General features: G+C 45.1%; 14 protein-coding genes and 1 tRNA gene. 13 read left to right on the forward strand and 2 right to left on the reverse strand.

What is annotated here, in order from left to right; genetic code table 11:
* Nucleotides 1–56 precede the first annotated feature (56 nt).
* Together fba and HMPREF1039_RS02585 are read right to left on the reverse strand one after the other, a co-directional pair.
* The gene (gene fba / locus HMPREF1039_RS02580; RefSeq protein ID WP_007390840.1) at nt 57–1,022 is read right to left on the reverse strand and encodes a class II fructose-1,6-bisphosphate aldolase; all 966 of its coding nucleotides are present in this window, start codon (nt 1,020–1,022) and stop codon (nt 57–59) included.
* Nucleotides 1,023–1,034: 12 nt separating this feature from the next.
* Nucleotides 1,035–1,940 (reverse strand): RluA family pseudouridine synthase, encoded by a 906-nt coding sequence (locus tag HMPREF1039_RS02585; RefSeq protein WP_007390846.1) that lies wholly within the window; start codon nt 1,938–1,940, stop codon nt 1,035–1,037.
* A gap of 201 nt (nt 1,941–2,141) precedes the next feature.
* Here HMPREF1039_RS02585 and dnaG point away from each other — a divergent pair, with 201 nt between their 5' ends.
* The 13 genes from dnaG (at nt 2,142) to HMPREF1039_RS02650 (ending at nt 14,752) form a co-directional block, all read left to right on the forward strand.
* Nucleotides 2,142–3,953: a DNA primase gene (gene dnaG / locus HMPREF1039_RS02590; RefSeq protein ID WP_007390849.1), complete on the forward strand. Its 1,812-nt coding sequence runs from the start codon at nt 2,142–2,144 to the stop codon at nt 3,951–3,953.
* A gap of 5 nt (nt 3,954–3,958) precedes the next feature.
* A complete protein-coding gene (gene rpoD, locus HMPREF1039_RS02595) occupies nt 3,959–5,230 on the forward strand; it encodes an RNA polymerase sigma factor RpoD (RefSeq protein WP_007390868.1) in 1,272 nt (423 codons plus the stop codon).
* Between the two features lie 63 nt (nt 5,231–5,293).
* Nucleotides 5,294–5,368 (forward strand) — tRNA-Ile (locus HMPREF1039_RS02600).
* 246 nt (nt 5,369–5,614) lie between these two features.
* Entirely contained in the window at nt 5,615–6,262 is a 648-nt protein-coding gene (locus HMPREF1039_RS02605; protein ID WP_235720026.1) for an iron-sulfur cluster-binding protein, read from the forward strand.
* Nucleotides 6,259–7,173, forward strand: coding sequence for a dihydroorotate dehydrogenase (locus HMPREF1039_RS02610; protein WP_007390843.1), 915 nt, complete (start codon nt 6,259–6,261; stop codon nt 7,171–7,173). The genes HMPREF1039_RS02605 and HMPREF1039_RS02610 overlap by 4 nt, the downstream gene beginning before the upstream one ends.
* A gap of 208 nt (nt 7,174–7,381) precedes the next feature.
* The gene (purE, locus tag HMPREF1039_RS02615) at nt 7,382–7,876 is read left to right on the forward strand and encodes a 5-(carboxyamino)imidazole ribonucleotide mutase (RefSeq protein WP_206535952.1); all 495 of its coding nucleotides are present in this window, start codon (nt 7,382–7,384) and stop codon (nt 7,874–7,876) included.
* Nucleotides 7,877–7,900: 24 nt separating this feature from the next.
* On the forward strand, nt 7,901–9,328 hold the full coding sequence (purF, locus tag HMPREF1039_RS02620) for an amidophosphoribosyltransferase (RefSeq protein WP_007390842.1): 1,428 nt from the start codon (nt 7,901–7,903) through the stop codon (nt 9,326–9,328).
* On the forward strand, nt 9,306–10,373 hold the full coding sequence (gene purM / locus HMPREF1039_RS02625) for a phosphoribosylformylglycinamidine cyclo-ligase (RefSeq protein WP_007390885.1): 1,068 nt from the start codon (nt 9,306–9,308) through the stop codon (nt 10,371–10,373). The genes purF and purM overlap by 23 nt, the downstream gene beginning before the upstream one ends.
* The gene (purN, locus tag HMPREF1039_RS02630; RefSeq protein ID WP_007390877.1) at nt 10,366–10,992 is read left to right on the forward strand and encodes a phosphoribosylglycinamide formyltransferase; all 627 of its coding nucleotides are present in this window, start codon (nt 10,366–10,368) and stop codon (nt 10,990–10,992) included. Before purM ends, purN begins: the two co-directional genes overlap by 8 nt.
* Nucleotides 10,992–11,597, forward strand: a complete 606-nt coding sequence (locus HMPREF1039_RS02635) for an IMP cyclohydrolase (protein WP_007390880.1) — start codon at nt 10,992–10,994, stop codon at nt 11,595–11,597. Before purN ends, HMPREF1039_RS02635 begins: the two co-directional genes overlap by 1 nt.
* Entirely contained in the window at nt 11,594–12,880 is a 1,287-nt protein-coding gene (purD, locus tag HMPREF1039_RS02640; RefSeq protein WP_007390859.1) for a phosphoribosylamine--glycine ligase, read from the forward strand. The genes HMPREF1039_RS02635 and purD overlap by 4 nt, the downstream gene beginning before the upstream one ends.
* 260 nt (nt 12,881–13,140) lie before the next feature.
* Nucleotides 13,141–13,770 (forward strand): DUF47 domain-containing protein, encoded by a 630-nt coding sequence (locus tag HMPREF1039_RS02645; protein WP_007390876.1) that lies wholly within the window; start codon nt 13,141–13,143, stop codon nt 13,768–13,770.
* Entirely contained in the window at nt 13,763–14,752 is a 990-nt protein-coding gene (locus tag HMPREF1039_RS02650; RefSeq protein WP_007390845.1) for an inorganic phosphate transporter, read from the forward strand. The genes HMPREF1039_RS02645 and HMPREF1039_RS02650 overlap by 8 nt, the downstream gene beginning before the upstream one ends.
* Nucleotides 14,753–14,762: the final 10 nt, after the last annotated feature.

A 14,762-nucleotide genomic window follows, 5' to 3' on the forward strand; every position in this document is an offset into this window, starting at 1 on the left:
AGTCCTACTATCAACAGGTGCTTGTTTTTTTTGTGGGAGAAAGAGCAGAAGCGTGATTATGCTTTGCCTTCCGAACCCAGTACATATTTTATTTTATGAGCTACAATATCGTAAATATTTTGTCGACCGTCTTTTAAATATTCGCGAGGATCAAAATGTTCCGGATGTGCCGTCATGTGTTGACGGACTCCGGCCGTGAGTCCCAAGCGTAAATCCGAGTCAATATTGATTTTGCATACCGCCATGGAAGCCGCTTTCCGTAATTGGTCTTCCGGAATACCGATCGCATCCGGCATTTTTCCGCCGTTACTATTAATAATTTTAACATATTCCGGAACGACCGAAGAAGCCCCGTGTAAGACAATGGGATAATCGGGAAGACGCTTGGCGATTGCTTCTAAAATATCAAAACGCAAGTCCGGCGGAACCAATACCCCGTCCGCATTGCGTCGGCATTGTGCAGGGGTAAATTTATAGGCTCCGTGACTGGTGCCGATAGCTATAGCCAAAGAATCCACTCCGGTGCGAGAAACAAATTCTTCCACTTCTTCCGGACGAGTATACATGGCTTCATCGGCAGCTACCCGGACATCATCTTCAATGCCGGCCAGTTTTCCTAATTCCCCTTCTACGACCACTCCGTGTGCATGGGCGTAATCAACGACTTTTTTGGTTAACGCAATATTATCTTCAAAGGAATATTTGGAAGCATCAATCATAACGGACGTAAAGCCGCCGTCAATACAATCTTTGCAGGTTTCAAAATCGGCACCGTGGTCGAGATGAAGGGCAACAGGTAAATCATGTTCTTCCAGAGCGGCTTCCACCAGATGACGCAAGTAGGTAGGGCGGGCATATTTTCTGGCCCCGGCCGAAGCCTGTAAAATGAGAGGTGAATGTAAGTCTGCAGCCGCATCCGTTACCCCCTGTACAATTTCCATATTATTAATATTAAAGGCGCCGATGGCATAATGACCTTCATACGCTTTTTTGAACATTTCCGTAGTACCGATTAATGGCATTTGACATTCCTCCTAATTAGAAAATGACAGAGCGGCAAGTAAAGAATCCCAACCGGCTTCCGTAATCAAGGCTTGCATATCTGCAGGCGGCAACGCAAACAAGCGGATTTCTTTGTGCGTTATGGGATGTATAAACAACATCGCATAGGCATGCAGGGCCTGCCGAGATAAAAGCTCATGCGTGCCGCCGTATAAATCATCCCCCAGCAGCGGAAATCCCAAATAACTGCAATGGACACGAATTTGATGCGTACGTCCCGTGTGTAGCGATACTTGTAATAAACTGTACGTATCGGCGGCGGCTAAGCGAACGAAATCCGTATGCGCTTTTTGACCGTCCAAGCAGACACAACGTTTGATAATGCTGTTTTCCGCACGACCGACGGGACTGTGTACTGTCGCTGTCGGCGTGGGAAAATATCCCGTGCTGAGTGCTAAATACAGCCGCTTATAGTAACGGTTCGGTGCGTGATCGAATAAGGATTGTACATAAGGATTTTTAGCAATCATGCACAGTCCCGACGTATTTTTGTCCAATCGATGGACAGGATGATATGCACAATGTTGGTTACTTGTGATATAATAATAACTCACGGCATTTGCCAAGGTGCCCGAACGTTGACCGGCGGTCGGATGCATAAGTAACCCGGCCGGTTTGTTGATAACAAGTAAATGCCGATCTTCATATACCCGGGTAAACGCAAGGGGTTCCGGCGCAAAGGCTTGACGAACGGGCAGAGAAATACAAATAGTATCACCGGTATGTACAAAATTTTGTAAGCCGATGACCTGCCCGTTGCACGTACAAGTTCCACTATGTTTGATACGGCGTCGCAAAGTGGCGGATACGCCGAAATGCTTAAGTGCGCCGCCCAAGGTTGTCATACACGGCAGCGTTCCGACTGTAAATTGAATCATGGCCTGTCTTCCTATTCGTTCTGTCTTTCTTTATTATAGCGAATGTGTGTATATAAATCTATAGTCATTCAGTATATTTAATGAAAATATGTAAAAGCGGTCGTTTTTCAGTTGTTTTTTGCACGTTTTAGAGGAAAAAAAAGGAATTTTTTATTTTTAAAGAGAATATAGTATATAGACACATGAAGAAAGGTGGTAGGTATGAAAAAATTTTCCTCCGAATTTATTGAACAAGTACGACAAGCAAATGACATTGTCAGCGTTGTTTCGGAATATGTTTCCTTGAAACAACAAGGTCGAAATTTTTGGGCTTGTTGTCCTTTTCATCATGAAAAGACCGCCTCTTTCAGTGTCGCCGCCGATAAGGGATTTTTTTATTGTTTCGGGTGTCATGCGGCGGGCGATGTATTTGCCTTTATTATGAAACAGGAAAACCTTTCTTTTACAGAGGCGGTAACACGCTTGGCGGAACGGGCACATATTTCCCTGCCTAAGACGGAACAGTCGCCGCAGGAGACCGCCCGTCAAAATTTGTGCCGTCGTTTTTTTGAAATTAATGAAATGGCGGGGAATTTTTTTCATAATTGTTTACTGCAATCCTCGTTGGGGAAAGAAGGATTGGCGTATTTTCATTCTCGTCACGTATCGGACGATACGATTCGGGCCTTTAAATTGGGATTTGCGCCGGATAGTTGGCATATGCTGACTAAAGCCTTTCAACAACGGGGAGTGAGCGGCGCGGAATTAGTGCGGTTGGGATTGGCAAAGGAGAAAAACGGTAATTTTTATGACGCGTTTAGAAAACGGGTTATTTTTCCCATTCGTGACGGACGCGGGCGAATTGTCGGTTTTGGCGGTCGTGTATTGGACGACAGTAAACCGAAATATTTAAATTCACCGGAAACGCCGATTTTTAATAAGCGCCATATTTTATTTGCCTTGGATATGGCGCAACCTGCGATTTATAAAGAAGGTTGTGCCATATTGGTAGAAGGGTACATGGATGTGGTTTCGGCTCATAATCGCGGGATTACGAACGTGGTGGCCTCTCTGGGAACGGCATTTACTACGGAACAGGCCCGTTTATTGCAACGACAAGCCGCACAGTTGGTCTTGGCTTATGATATGGATGCGGCCGGCAGACAAGCTACCATGCGGGCTATGGAAATTGTCCGCGGATTGCATGTATCCATTCGCGTTCTTTCGTTGGGACAAGGAAAAGATCCGGACGAATATATTACGACTGTCGGTCCGGACGCGTTTCGACAAGCCGTAGCGGCGGCTCCGAACACTTTGGATTATATGTTACAAACAGCTTTACAAACGTATGACAGCACGGTTCCGGAAGGAAAATCGGCAATTATGGCAAGTATAATGCCTGCTGTGGCAAGGATAGATGATCGCATTGTATTGGAAGCTTTTTTAACGAAAGCGGCACAACGATTGCAAGTAGAGGAAACGGCTGTACGCAGTGAATTTAACAGGTTTGTAGAACGACACCCGGAATTGAAGCAGGGAAAACTGGTTATTACTCCTCATTTAGAACGCCGGTTGGCGGACAGTCGCGGAACGGATGTAATGGCGGCGGCGGAAGAAAATATTTTGCGGTATCTTATGGAATACCCTCATACCTGTGAAAGAATACAAGAAATGATTCCTTATACATTATTTGTAAATCCTTTACGACAACATATATATCAATTTATTTTAGATGCTTATGCAGAGAAGAGAACATACACAAAGGCCGATATTCAAGACCGTTTATCGGTAGAAGAGGAGAAAGAACTGGCAAGAATTATGGTTTTACAAGATGTTCCTCTGGATGAACGCGTGTTAAATGACTATGTCAAACGTTTTCACTTAGCCGGATTACAGCGTCAATATGCGGAGCACAGTAAACGTGCCGCGGCATTTAGTCGTACCGGCGATCCGCAAGTAATGAAAGAGTTGGCAATATGTAAAGAAATTAATGAAAAAATACGAAAATGGTCTTGCCGTGGAGAGAGGAGCTAATCATTATGGCAACAAAAGTGACGGATATAGAATCTAAAAAAACAACCAAACGTACGACAAAAAAAGAGATGGGGAATAAATCGACCGGTAAAAAAAACATATCTGCAGCGATAAAAAAGAAGAATGTAAAGTTAAGTGAAGAAGAACGAAAAGAACGGGCTGCCGAACATATTTTGCAGTTATTGCGACTCGGGCAAAAGCAAGGAAGTCTTACGTATACAGAAATTATGAATGTAATGGAAGAAGATGAACTGACTACAGAACAAATTGATAAAATGTATGAAACCTTTGCGGATAAAGGAATTGATATTATCGGGGAAGAAAGCAACGGCAATGAACATGATGAAATAAGCGATACGGAAAATGAACACGTTCCCGATTTGCGTACGGTCGATTTGAGTGTGCCGGAAGGAATTAATATTGATGATCCGGTACGTATGTATTTAAAAGAAATCGGACGCGTTCCCTTACTTTCTGCAGATGAAGAAATTACGTTAGCGAAAGCTATTGAAAAAGGGAATGACGAAAATGCGACAGTTGCAGATAAGAAAAACGGCATAGATGCGAAAAAGAAATTGACGGATGCCAATTTAAGATTAGTTGTCAGTATTGCCAAACGCTATGTCGGTCGAGGGATGCTGTTTCTTGATTTAATTCAGGAAGGTAATTTGGGCTTACTGAAAGCGGTAGATAAATTTGATTACAGTAAAGGATATAAATTCAGTACGTATGCTACTTGGTGGATCCGGCAGGCCATTACGCGCGCAATTGCGGATCAGGCACGAACCATTCGGATTCCGGTTCATATGGTAGAAACGATTAATAAACTGATTCGTATTTCTCGACAATTAATACAGGAAAAAGGGCGGGATCCGTTACCGGAAGAAATTGCGGAAAAAATGGAAATTCCTGTAGAACGGGTACGGGAAATTATGAAAATTGCACAGGAACCCGTATCATTGGAAACCCCTATCGGAGAAGAAGAAGATTCGCATTTAGGTGATTTTATTGAAGACCAGGAAGCGGTGGCGCCGGATGATGCGGCCTCGTTTATTTTGCTGAAAGAACAGATTGAAGAAGTGTTTTCCTGTTTAACCGACAGAGAACGGAAAGTTTTGTATTTGCGGTTCGGCTTAAAAGACGGAAGACCGCGGACCTTGGAGGAAGTAGGGCAATATTTCAATGTTACACGCGAACGTATTCGACAAATAGAAGGTAAAGCATTGGGAAAATTGCGAAATTGGGGAAAACGGGAAAAAATAAAAGATTTTTTATAAAATCTTGACGAAGAAGCGGTTGTGACGTATAATAACTCGGTAAGATATTTTGTCTTACCTTACGGGCCTATAGCTCAGCGGTAGAGCCACCGGCTCATAACCGGTCGGTCCCTGGTTCGAACCCAGGTGGGCCCACCAGAAAAAATAAAAAGACTGCAGTCGACGACTGCAGTCTTTTTTAGTAAAGGAAATACGTGTATATATTTATTTTATTTTATATTTGTGATAGAATACATGAGAAATATATACGGAAGGGACGGATAAGACGGTTGAAAAAATTTTTAGAAACTGCGGAAATTATACAACATGAAATCATTTTACCGACTATTCGCCGCATGGTCGTAGCGGCACCCGAAATTGCCGCCACGGCGGTACCCGGGCAATTTGTCAATATACATTATACAGGAGGCGGCACTTTTTTTGCGGCGTCCCTTCGGGATTGTAGCAGCAAAAAACGGACATATTACGATTATCTATCGTATTGTCGGCAAGGGAACGGAAGAAATGTCGCGGTTAACTGTCGGGGATGTATTGAGTATCGAGGGCCCTTTAGGAGAGGGCGTTTTTACGGTTTCCGACATGCCGACATTATTGGCGGGCGGCGGCGTCGGACTGGCACCGTTGATTTTTTTAGCGGCACAATCGCCGGAGCCGATTGTGCTGATTGCCGGTAAAACCGCAGTGGAAACGAAGTGTTGGGTGCCTTTTTTTGCCCCTTATGCAAAGAAAATTTATATGACCACGGATGACGGTTCGGCCGGTATTAAAGGAATGGCTACTGCGGCTTTGGATGAAATTTTTTCACATCATTTGTTGCAGCGGATTGCCGTATGCGGACCGACGCCGATGATGAAAAGTGTGGCGCAAGCGGCGGCAGTTAAGAAGATTTCCTGTGAAGTATCCTTGGAAAAGCGAATGGCGTGCGGTATCGGGGTCTGTCTGGGATGTACCGGGGAGTATAAGAATCGGGACGGACGATATAAGGTCTGCGCGGACGGTCCCGTGTTTGCCGCCGAGGAGGTGTTTGCATGAATAATTCACCTATTGCCGCGTCTTTTCTCGGTATGTCGTTGAACACTCCCGTGATGGGGGCTTCCGGTACCTTCGGATTCGGTATAGAATATGCCGATTTTTTACAACCTGAACAGATAGGCGCTATTATTTCCAAAGGCATTACGCCCTTACCGCGAGCCGGCAATCCCGGCGTACGTATTGCAGAAACGCCGGCCGGCATGTTAAATTGTATCGGCTTGGAAAATCCGGGAGTAGAAGTATTTAAAAAATCTATTTTACCCAATGTGGTCGCTTGGAAGGTACCGCTCATTGTCAATATGTCCGCGAGTACGGTGGAAGAATACGGTCGGTTGGCGGAACAATTGGATGTTCCCGGCGTGGCGGCGGTAGAAGTGAACATTTCTTGCCCTAATGTAAAAGAAGGGGGAATTGTGTTCGGCACGGATCCGCAGGCGGCAGCCGCCGTTACCGCAGCGGTAAAAGCTCATACTAAAAAGCCTGTAATTATGAAATTATCACCGAACGTTACGGATATTGTTTCTATGGCTGAAGCGGTGGAAGCGGCCGGTGCCGATGCGGTATCCTTGATTAATACCTTGACCGGCATGGCCATTGATATTCAACATAAACGTCCACTTTTAGGAAATATTACAGGCGGCCTTTCCGGACCGGCGATTAAACCGATCGCATTGCGTATGGTCTGGCAAGTGGCCAAACAAATTCGGATTCCTGTTTTAGGAATGGGCGGTATATGCTGTTGGCAGGATGTAGTGGAATTTATGTTGGCCGGTGCGTCGGTTGTGGCGGTAGGCGCTTATAATTTTTTGCAACCGACGGCGCTGGCGGACATTGCCGCCGGTTTGGAAGCCTATTGTCGGCGGGAAGGAATTTTTCATATTCAAGAAATAGTTGGCAAGATAAACGATTGACAGTATCGCATCTTTTTGATAGAATGAACTCGTCCATAAGACATATAGCTGGGACTATTTTGATGAATAGGAGATGTGCGAAGTGGTAGTTGTCCGATCGGGTAATTCCTGTCATAAAAAACGGCGACGCTCATCGTATGTCTGCGTATATACACCCCAAGAATGAACCCATTCTTGGGGTGTATTGTGTTATAGGGAGGGATTTTTTTTGAAAGTCGGAGTGGTAATGGGCAGCGATTCGGATTTTCCGGTCATGAAAAAAGCATTGGAAATTTTAAAAAAATTTGATGTTACTTATGAAGTACTGTTGGCATCCGCGCATCGTACGCCTGCAGTAGTGCGTGATTTTTCAGAAAATGCTGCGGAAAGAGGATTTTCTTGTATTATTGCCGGTGCCGGCATGGCGGCACATTTACCGGGGGTCATTGCTTCGTATACAACGTTGCCGGTTATCGGCGTCCCCTTGGAAAGCGGCAGCTTACAAGGGATGGATGCGTTGCTGGCGATTGTACAAATGCCTTCCGGAATGCCCGTAGCGACTATGGCGATTAACGGCGCTAAAAATGCGGCTTTATTGGCCGTTCAGCTGGGAGCGGTTACCGATCCTGTATTAGCGAAAAAATATAAAGCGTATAGAAACGATATGGAAATGCAGGTTGTAGAAAAAAATAAAAAAATACAAACGACAGTACAAAGTATGTAATCGATTCACCACTGGAGGGATTTCATGTTTTATGATCCGATTTGGGATAAGCAGCATGAAGAATGCGGCGTTTTCGGTATTTTTGATGTCACCTTGGACATTCCCCGGTATACGTATTGGGGGCTTTTCGCTTTACAGCACCGCGGGCAGGAAAGCGGCGGTATGGCGTTGGTTGACGGAGAGAATATTAAAACTTTCCGCGGTATGGGATTAATCAGTAATGTATTTGCCGAAGGTGTACCGGAAAATACGGGGCATATCGGGATTGGGCATGTGCGCTATTCAACAACCGGCGCCAATAATCCCCAAAATATTCAGCCCTTGGCCGTGTACACCTCCATGGGGCAAGTGGCCTTGGCACATAACGGGAATTTAACGAATACTCGTCGGTTACGAGAAGAGCTGGATCGCAGCGGTACGGCTTTTCAAACAACTATGGACAGTGAAATTATTGTTAATTTAATAGCTCGCAGTCGTAAAGCTACGATAGAAGAACGCATGATGGAAAGCATGCTTCGCATTGAAGGCGCGTATTCGTTGGTTTTTATGACTAAAGATGCCTTATATGGCGGGCGCGATCCCCACGGCTTTCGTCCTTTATGCCTGGGGCGTATGCCGAGCGGCGGTTGGGTGTTGGCGTCGGAAACGTGCGCGTTGGATGCTGTCGGCGCAACGTTTGTACGGGATATTCAGCCGGGTGAGTTCGTAAAAATTACCAAGTGCGGGATTACATCTACCCGCTATGCGATTATGAAAAAGAAACAAGTATGTTCCTTTGAATATATTTATTTTGCCCGACCGGACAGTATTATTGACGGACAAGATGTGTATCAGGCTCGCCTGAATATGGGCGCGGAAATGTGGCGCGAAACGAAATATGATGCGGACTTGGTTATTTCCGTTCCCGACAGCGGCACGACCGCCGCCATCGGCTATGCCACGGCCTCCGGGATTCCTTTTAATCACGGGTTGATTAAAAACCGGTACATGGGGCGGACCTTTATAAAACCGGATCAAAAACAACGAGAATTGGCAGTTCGCATGAAATTAAACGTCGTCCGTTCGGTGGTTCGCGGACGTCGCATTGTCATGGTAGACGACTCGATTGTACGGGGCACGACGAGCGGCATTATTTGTAACATGTTGCGTGAAGCCGGCGCGCAAGCCGTATATATGTGTGTATCCGCACCGCCGGTTAAATATCCGTGCTTTTACGGCATTGATACTTCCGTACGAAAAGAATTAATTGCGGCGCGGATGGACGTAGAAGCGATACGTCGACATATCGGGGTGGATAAATTGCATTTTATTTCACAGGCCGGTTTATGTCGCGCCATGTCGCACATTCCTGCCGACGACACTTGTTTGGCTTGTTTTAATAATCACTATCCTACAGCGATTCCGGTAACGACGGAGGAAGGAGAAAAATATGCTCTCGAAGGAAATGAATGATCGATTGACCTATGCGGATGCAGGAGTAGACATTGATGCCGGCAATAAAGCGGTAGCGTTAATGAAAGATGCCGTTAAAGCCACTTATCGACCGGAGGTAATGGGAGATTTGGGAGGATTTGGCGGGCTGTTTTCCTTAGCGCATACCGAGATAAAAGACCCGATTTTAGTCAGCGGTACCGACGGTGTGGGTACGAAGCTTCGGTTAGCAATAGAAATGGGAAAACATGACACGGTCGGGCAAGATTGTGTTGCCATGTCTGTGAATGACATTTTAGTACAAGGTGCGGAACCGTTATTTTTTCTTGACTATATTGCAGTCGGCAAATTGAATCCCGAACAGGTGGCAACTATCGTTAAAGGAGTCGCGAATGCGTGTCGGGAATCGGGGTGTGCGTTACTGGGAGGAGAAACGGCGGAAATGGCCGGATTTTATGCTGCCGGCGATTATGATTTAGCAGGATTCGGGGTCGGCATTGTAGCGCGCAACCGGTTAATTACGGGCGAACATATTCAAGCCGGTGATATTCTTTTGGGATTACCTTCGACCGGCGTTCACTCAAACGGATTTTCTTTGGTACGTAAAATCATTTTTGAACGTATGCATTGGAAATTATCGCAAGTTATTCCCGAACTGGGAATGTCTATCGGCGAATCCTTATTGACGCCGACGCGATTATATCCTAAAGTTTGCTTACCTTTATTGCGTAAGTTTTCTATTAAAGGTATGGTTCATATTACGGGCGGCGGCTTTTATGAAAATATTCCCCGGATTTTGCCGCCGGGACTGGGCGTGCAAATTGATGTTATCTCTTGGCCGACATTGCCTATTTTTCCGCTGTTGCAACAATGTGGAAATGTAGCACCGCAAGAGATGTATCGCACGTTTAATATGGGCATCGGTATGATTCTTATTGTGTCTCCGGAAGAAGCGGGGACCGTACGAGAAGATTTAGCCGCACGCGGTGAAGCATCATATTGTATCGGACAAGTAGTGGAAAATGAGACGGCAGTGGTATTAGAGGGAGGAGAGTTTGATGCGTAAAAAGAAAGTCGTTCTTTTTGCCTCCGGTCGAGGTTCCAATGCAACGGCATTATATGAAGCCATGCGGGACGGAAGAATTTGGGGTGAAGCGGCGGCTTTAGTATGCGACATGCCGCAGGCAGCTATTATACAACAGGCACAACAATGGGGATTACCGATTATTTTGGCGGATCGAAAAAAATTTTCCGACCAACATGCTTTTGAAACCTATATTTTGGAAAAAATAGCGCCGTTTCAACCGGATTTACTTTGTCTTGCCGGATTTATGCGCATTTTAAGCGCGTATTTTGTAGCTGCTTATGAAGGCAAGATTATTAATATTCATCCCGCCCTTTTACCGTCTTTTCGCGGATTGCATGCGCAGCGGCAGGCTTTTGAAGCAGGCGTGAAGATAACGGGATGTACGGTTCATTTTGTAACCGCGCAAATGGATGACGGCCCTATTATTGTCCAAGCAGCCGTGCCGGTTTATGAAAGTGATACTGTACAGACTTTGGCCGAACGTATTTTACGTAAGGAACATCCGTCATTTATTAAAGCGGTCGCTTTATTTTGTGCGGATAAATTGCAAATTAAAGGTCATACGGTTTACGGTACGGATACAGGGGAGGAAGCGTAATGAAAGTAAAACGGGCGTTACTTAGTGTTTCAGATAAAACAGGAATTGTGGAATTGGGAAAAGCCTTACAGGCGTTACATATTGAAATTATTTCTACCGGCGGTACACTGCGTGTATTACGGGAAGCAAACGTCGAGGTTACGCCCGTACAAGAAGTAACGGGTTTTCCGGAAATGATGGACGGAAGAGTAAAAACATTGCATCCCCATATTCATGGCGCTATTTTAGCCGTACGCGATAATCCGGAACATGTTAAAGCACTGGTCGCGCATCATATTACGCCGATTGATATGGTGGTGGTAAATCTGTATCCGTTCAGACAGACTGTCGCCAACCCGCAGGTTACCTTGGCGGAGGCCATAGAAAATATAGATATCGGCGGTCCCTGTATGGTGCGGGCGGCAGCTAAAAACAATGCGTATGTGGCCGTTGTAACCAATCCCGGAAAGTATAAAGAAGTCGTTTCTTATTTACAAAAAGACGGCGGTTTTTCTACTGCATATCGGCGGCAATTGGCGGCCGAAGCGTTTGCGCATACGGCTGCATATGATACGGATATTGCGGCTTATTTCAGTCAGTATATAACTAAGGGGGAAAACGAATGAGGATTGCAGTGATTGGTAGCGGCGGCAGAGAACACGCGATAGTGTATACCTTGGCACAAAGCACAGTTGTTGAGCAACTCTATGCGTTCCCCGGCAATGATGCCATAGGAGAAATCGCCACTTGCGTGCCGGTAGACATAGGGGAAATAGAAAAAGTCGCCGACTTGTGTGTTGAATATCAAATTGATTTGGTGGTTATCGGGCCGGAAGCTCCGCTGACCAACGGCCTGGCCGATCTGTGCCGCGCTCGCGGACTGCTCGTATTCGGGCCGAATAAAGCTGCGGCAAGATTGGAAGGCTCTAAAATATTTGCCAAAGAATTAATGGCTAAATATCATATTCCTACCGCTTCCTACGCCGTGTTTTCGGAAGCGGCACCGGCAAAAGACTATATCCGCAAAAAAGGCGCTCCTATTGTTATTAAAGCGGACGGCTTGGCCGCCGGAAAGGGGGTTGTCGTAGCCCGTACGGTAGAAGAAGCTCTGCGTGCCGTAGATACGATGATGAAAGAGCGAAGATTCGGTACTTCCGGCGGTCGTATTGTGATAGAAGAGTGCATGGAAGGGGAAGAAGTCAGTGTCTTGGCATTTGTAGACGGTACTCATATTGTACCGATGGTTTCCGCGCAAGATCATAAGCGGATTTTTGACGGAGATAAAGGACCGAATACCGGCGGCATGGGGGCCTATGCACCGGCTCCGGTGATGACGGAGGCATTATTAAAAGAAACGGAAGAAACTATATTGTTTCCTATTATTCGCGCCTTGCAGACAGAAGGAATTTCCTATAACGGATGTTTATATGCCGGATTGATGATTACCGACGGGGGCCCGAAAGTAGTAGAATTTAATTGCCGTTTCGGCGATCCGGAAACGCAGGCCATATTACCGTTATTGGCCGGTGATTTAGGGAAAATCATGTATGATTGCGCTGCAGGCCATCTGTCGCCTCAAGATGTTATTTGGCATGAAGGGGCGTCTTGTTGTGTAATTATGGCTTCGCAAGGCTATCCGCAAACTTCTCATAAAGGCGATCGTATTGAAGGATTGGAAGCGGTTACAGAAGGCATTGTCTTTCATTCAGGGACTAAAAAAAATGCCGCGCAAGATTATGAAACGGCCGGCGGTCGGGTGTTGGGCGTTACGGCACGGGCACATACGTTAGAAGAAGCGGTACAAAAAGCGTATGCCGGTATTGCACATATTCATTTTGACGGCAATTCTTTTCGGCATGATATAGGTGCCAAAGGCTTGTCCCATTATAAAAACAACAGGATATTGTAAACACAAAGCGGAGAAGAATTTTCTTTTCCGCTTTTTTATAAAGAAGATAGCAGGGGTTATCTACATATTACTTTTTTCGATTCTATTTATGGAAGGAGAAAAAGTAAAGAAAAAGATTGCGTATGGGAAAGGAGGGAGAAAACGTTTTTTACTTTTATACCATAGAATAATATATAGGCCTATGGTATAATGCAAGTGATTAGGTGAATGCGCATTATAAGCGCTTTCAAATTTGTTTTTCATAAGGAGAAGAAAACACAATGGCATTTCATTTAAAGCCCAAAGAAGAAAAATTTTTTTCCTTGCTGGATCAACATGCCGCCTTAGGATATGAAGCGGCGGATTTATTGTGTCGGGCCATGCATGAAGAAATTTCCAAAGAGGAAGCGCTTACCAAGATTGAGGCGTTAGAAAAAGCGGCAGACGAACTGGTGATGGACACGATGAAACGATTGCAGAAAACGTTTATTACGCCTATGGACAGGGAAGATATTCAACAACTTATCGATCAACTGGATATGGCGATTGACAGTATTAGTGATATTATGGACAAAATGTGCATTTATAATGTCGGGCAAGCGACGGAAGGGGCAAAAAAAATGACCTTTATTGCGGCAAAAGCGATGAAGGAAATTAGAAAATCGATGGGGTATATGAAAGATTTAAAGAAAAATTATTTAAAGGTGGAAGCGCGCAGTAAAAAAGTTCTGAAATTGGAGCAGCAATGCGATGCTCTCTACCATCAGGAAATGGCGTATTTATTTACTCAATGCCAAGATCCGATTGAAATTATTAAATGGAAAGAAATTCTCCAATCCGTAGAAGATGTGACGGACGATTGTGAAAAGTTAGTCATTACATTTAGAAAGGTTGTTTTAAAATATGCCTGAGAATTGGTTAATTTGGTCCATTGTTTTTCTTGCCGTTTTATTTGATTATATTAACGGGTTTCACGATACGGCAAATGCGATTGCTACCAGTGTATCCACACGGGCTATAGCGCCGCGTAATGCGATTATAATGGCGGCGGTATTAAATTTTCTCGGCGCTATGGTCAGTACGGGGGTAGCGAAAACAATCGGCGGTGATTTGGTCCTTAATCCCGGACAAATCAGTTTGGAAGTAATTGTGGCGGCTCTCATCGGTGCGATTATATGGAATGTAGCTACTTGGTATTTTTGCATTCCCAGCAGTTCTTCCCACGCCCTGATTGGCGGTGTTATCGGCGCGGTTTGCATCAGTGTCGGCCCGGCGGCATTGGATTCACACGGCATCGGAAAAATTATTTTATCCTTAATTTTATCTCCCGGTATTGCCTTGCTTATAGGCTATTTGGTCATGATTGCCATTTTATGGATTGTGCGAAAACGTTCTCCTTTACTTTTAAATCAGAAATTTCGTAAAATGCAACTGGCTTCTGCCGGTTTAATGGCTTTTTCTCACGGCTCCAATGATGCCCAAAAAGCGATGGGTATTATTACATTGGCACTGCTTAGCGGCGGCTATATTCAAGCGATGGAAGTTCCTATTTGGGTAAAAATGTTGTGCGCCACGTCTATGGCATTAGGAACTTCGGTAGGCGGTTGGCGTATTATTTCTACTATGGGTACGAAAATATTTAAGTTGGAATCTATTAACGGTTTTGCCGCCGACTTAAACTCCGCTATTGTAATCTTTTCCGCTACTTTTTTGCATCTTCCCGTCAGTACTACGCATGTTGTCTCCGGTTCCATTATGGGGGTCGGCTCGGCCAAACGAGTTCGCGCCGTTCATTGGGGAGTGGCACGCAGCATGTTAATAGCCTGGGTGATTACGATTCCAATTACGGCAATTGTTTCTGCCGGCATATATACGCTTATTTCTCATTTGTAAAAACTATAAG

Origin of the sequence: Megasphaera lornae (assembly GCF_000214495.1) — a bacterium.
Classification (GTDB): domain Bacteria; phylum Bacillota; class Negativicutes; order Veillonellales; family Megasphaeraceae; genus Megasphaera; species Megasphaera lornae.

What these genes read in the sequence shown, in the direction of transcription:
- purM (WP_007390885.1), top strand. Translation starts at nt 9,306, where the DNA reads ATGCTCTCGAAGGAAATGAATGATCGATTGACCTATGCGGATGCAGGA.
- purF (WP_007390842.1), top strand. Translation starts at nt 7,901, where the DNA reads ATGTTTTATGATCCGATTTGGGATAAGCAGCATGAAGAATGCGGCGTT.
- rpoD (WP_007390868.1), top strand. Translation starts at nt 3,959, where the DNA reads ATGGCAACAAAAGTGACGGATATAGAATCTAAAAAAACAACCAAACGT.
- HMPREF1039_RS02635 (WP_007390880.1), top strand. Translation starts at nt 10,992, where the DNA reads ATGAAAGTAAAACGGGCGTTACTTAGTGTTTCAGATAAAACAGGAATT.
- HMPREF1039_RS02645 (WP_007390876.1), top strand. Translation starts at nt 13,141, where the DNA reads ATGGCATTTCATTTAAAGCCCAAAGAAGAAAAATTTTTTTCCTTGCTG.
- purD (WP_007390859.1), top strand. Translation starts at nt 11,594, where the DNA reads ATGAGGATTGCAGTGATTGGTAGCGGCGGCAGAGAACACGCGATAGTG.
- HMPREF1039_RS02585 (WP_007390846.1), bottom strand. Translation starts at nt 1,940, where the DNA reads ATGATTCAATTTACAGTCGGAACGCTGCCGTGTATGACAACCTTGGGC.
- dnaG (WP_007390849.1), top strand. Translation starts at nt 2,142, where the DNA reads ATGAAAAAATTTTCCTCCGAATTTATTGAACAAGTACGACAAGCAAAT.
- purN (WP_007390877.1), top strand. Translation starts at nt 10,366, where the DNA reads ATGCGTAAAAAGAAAGTCGTTCTTTTTGCCTCCGGTCGAGGTTCCAAT.
- HMPREF1039_RS02650 (WP_007390845.1), top strand. Translation starts at nt 13,763, where the DNA reads ATGCCTGAGAATTGGTTAATTTGGTCCATTGTTTTTCTTGCCGTTTTA.
- fba (WP_007390840.1), bottom strand. Translation starts at nt 1,022, where the DNA reads ATGCCATTAATCGGTACTACGGAAATGTTCAAAAAAGCGTATGAAGGT.
- HMPREF1039_RS02610 (WP_007390843.1), top strand. Translation starts at nt 6,259, where the DNA reads ATGAATAATTCACCTATTGCCGCGTCTTTTCTCGGTATGTCGTTGAAC.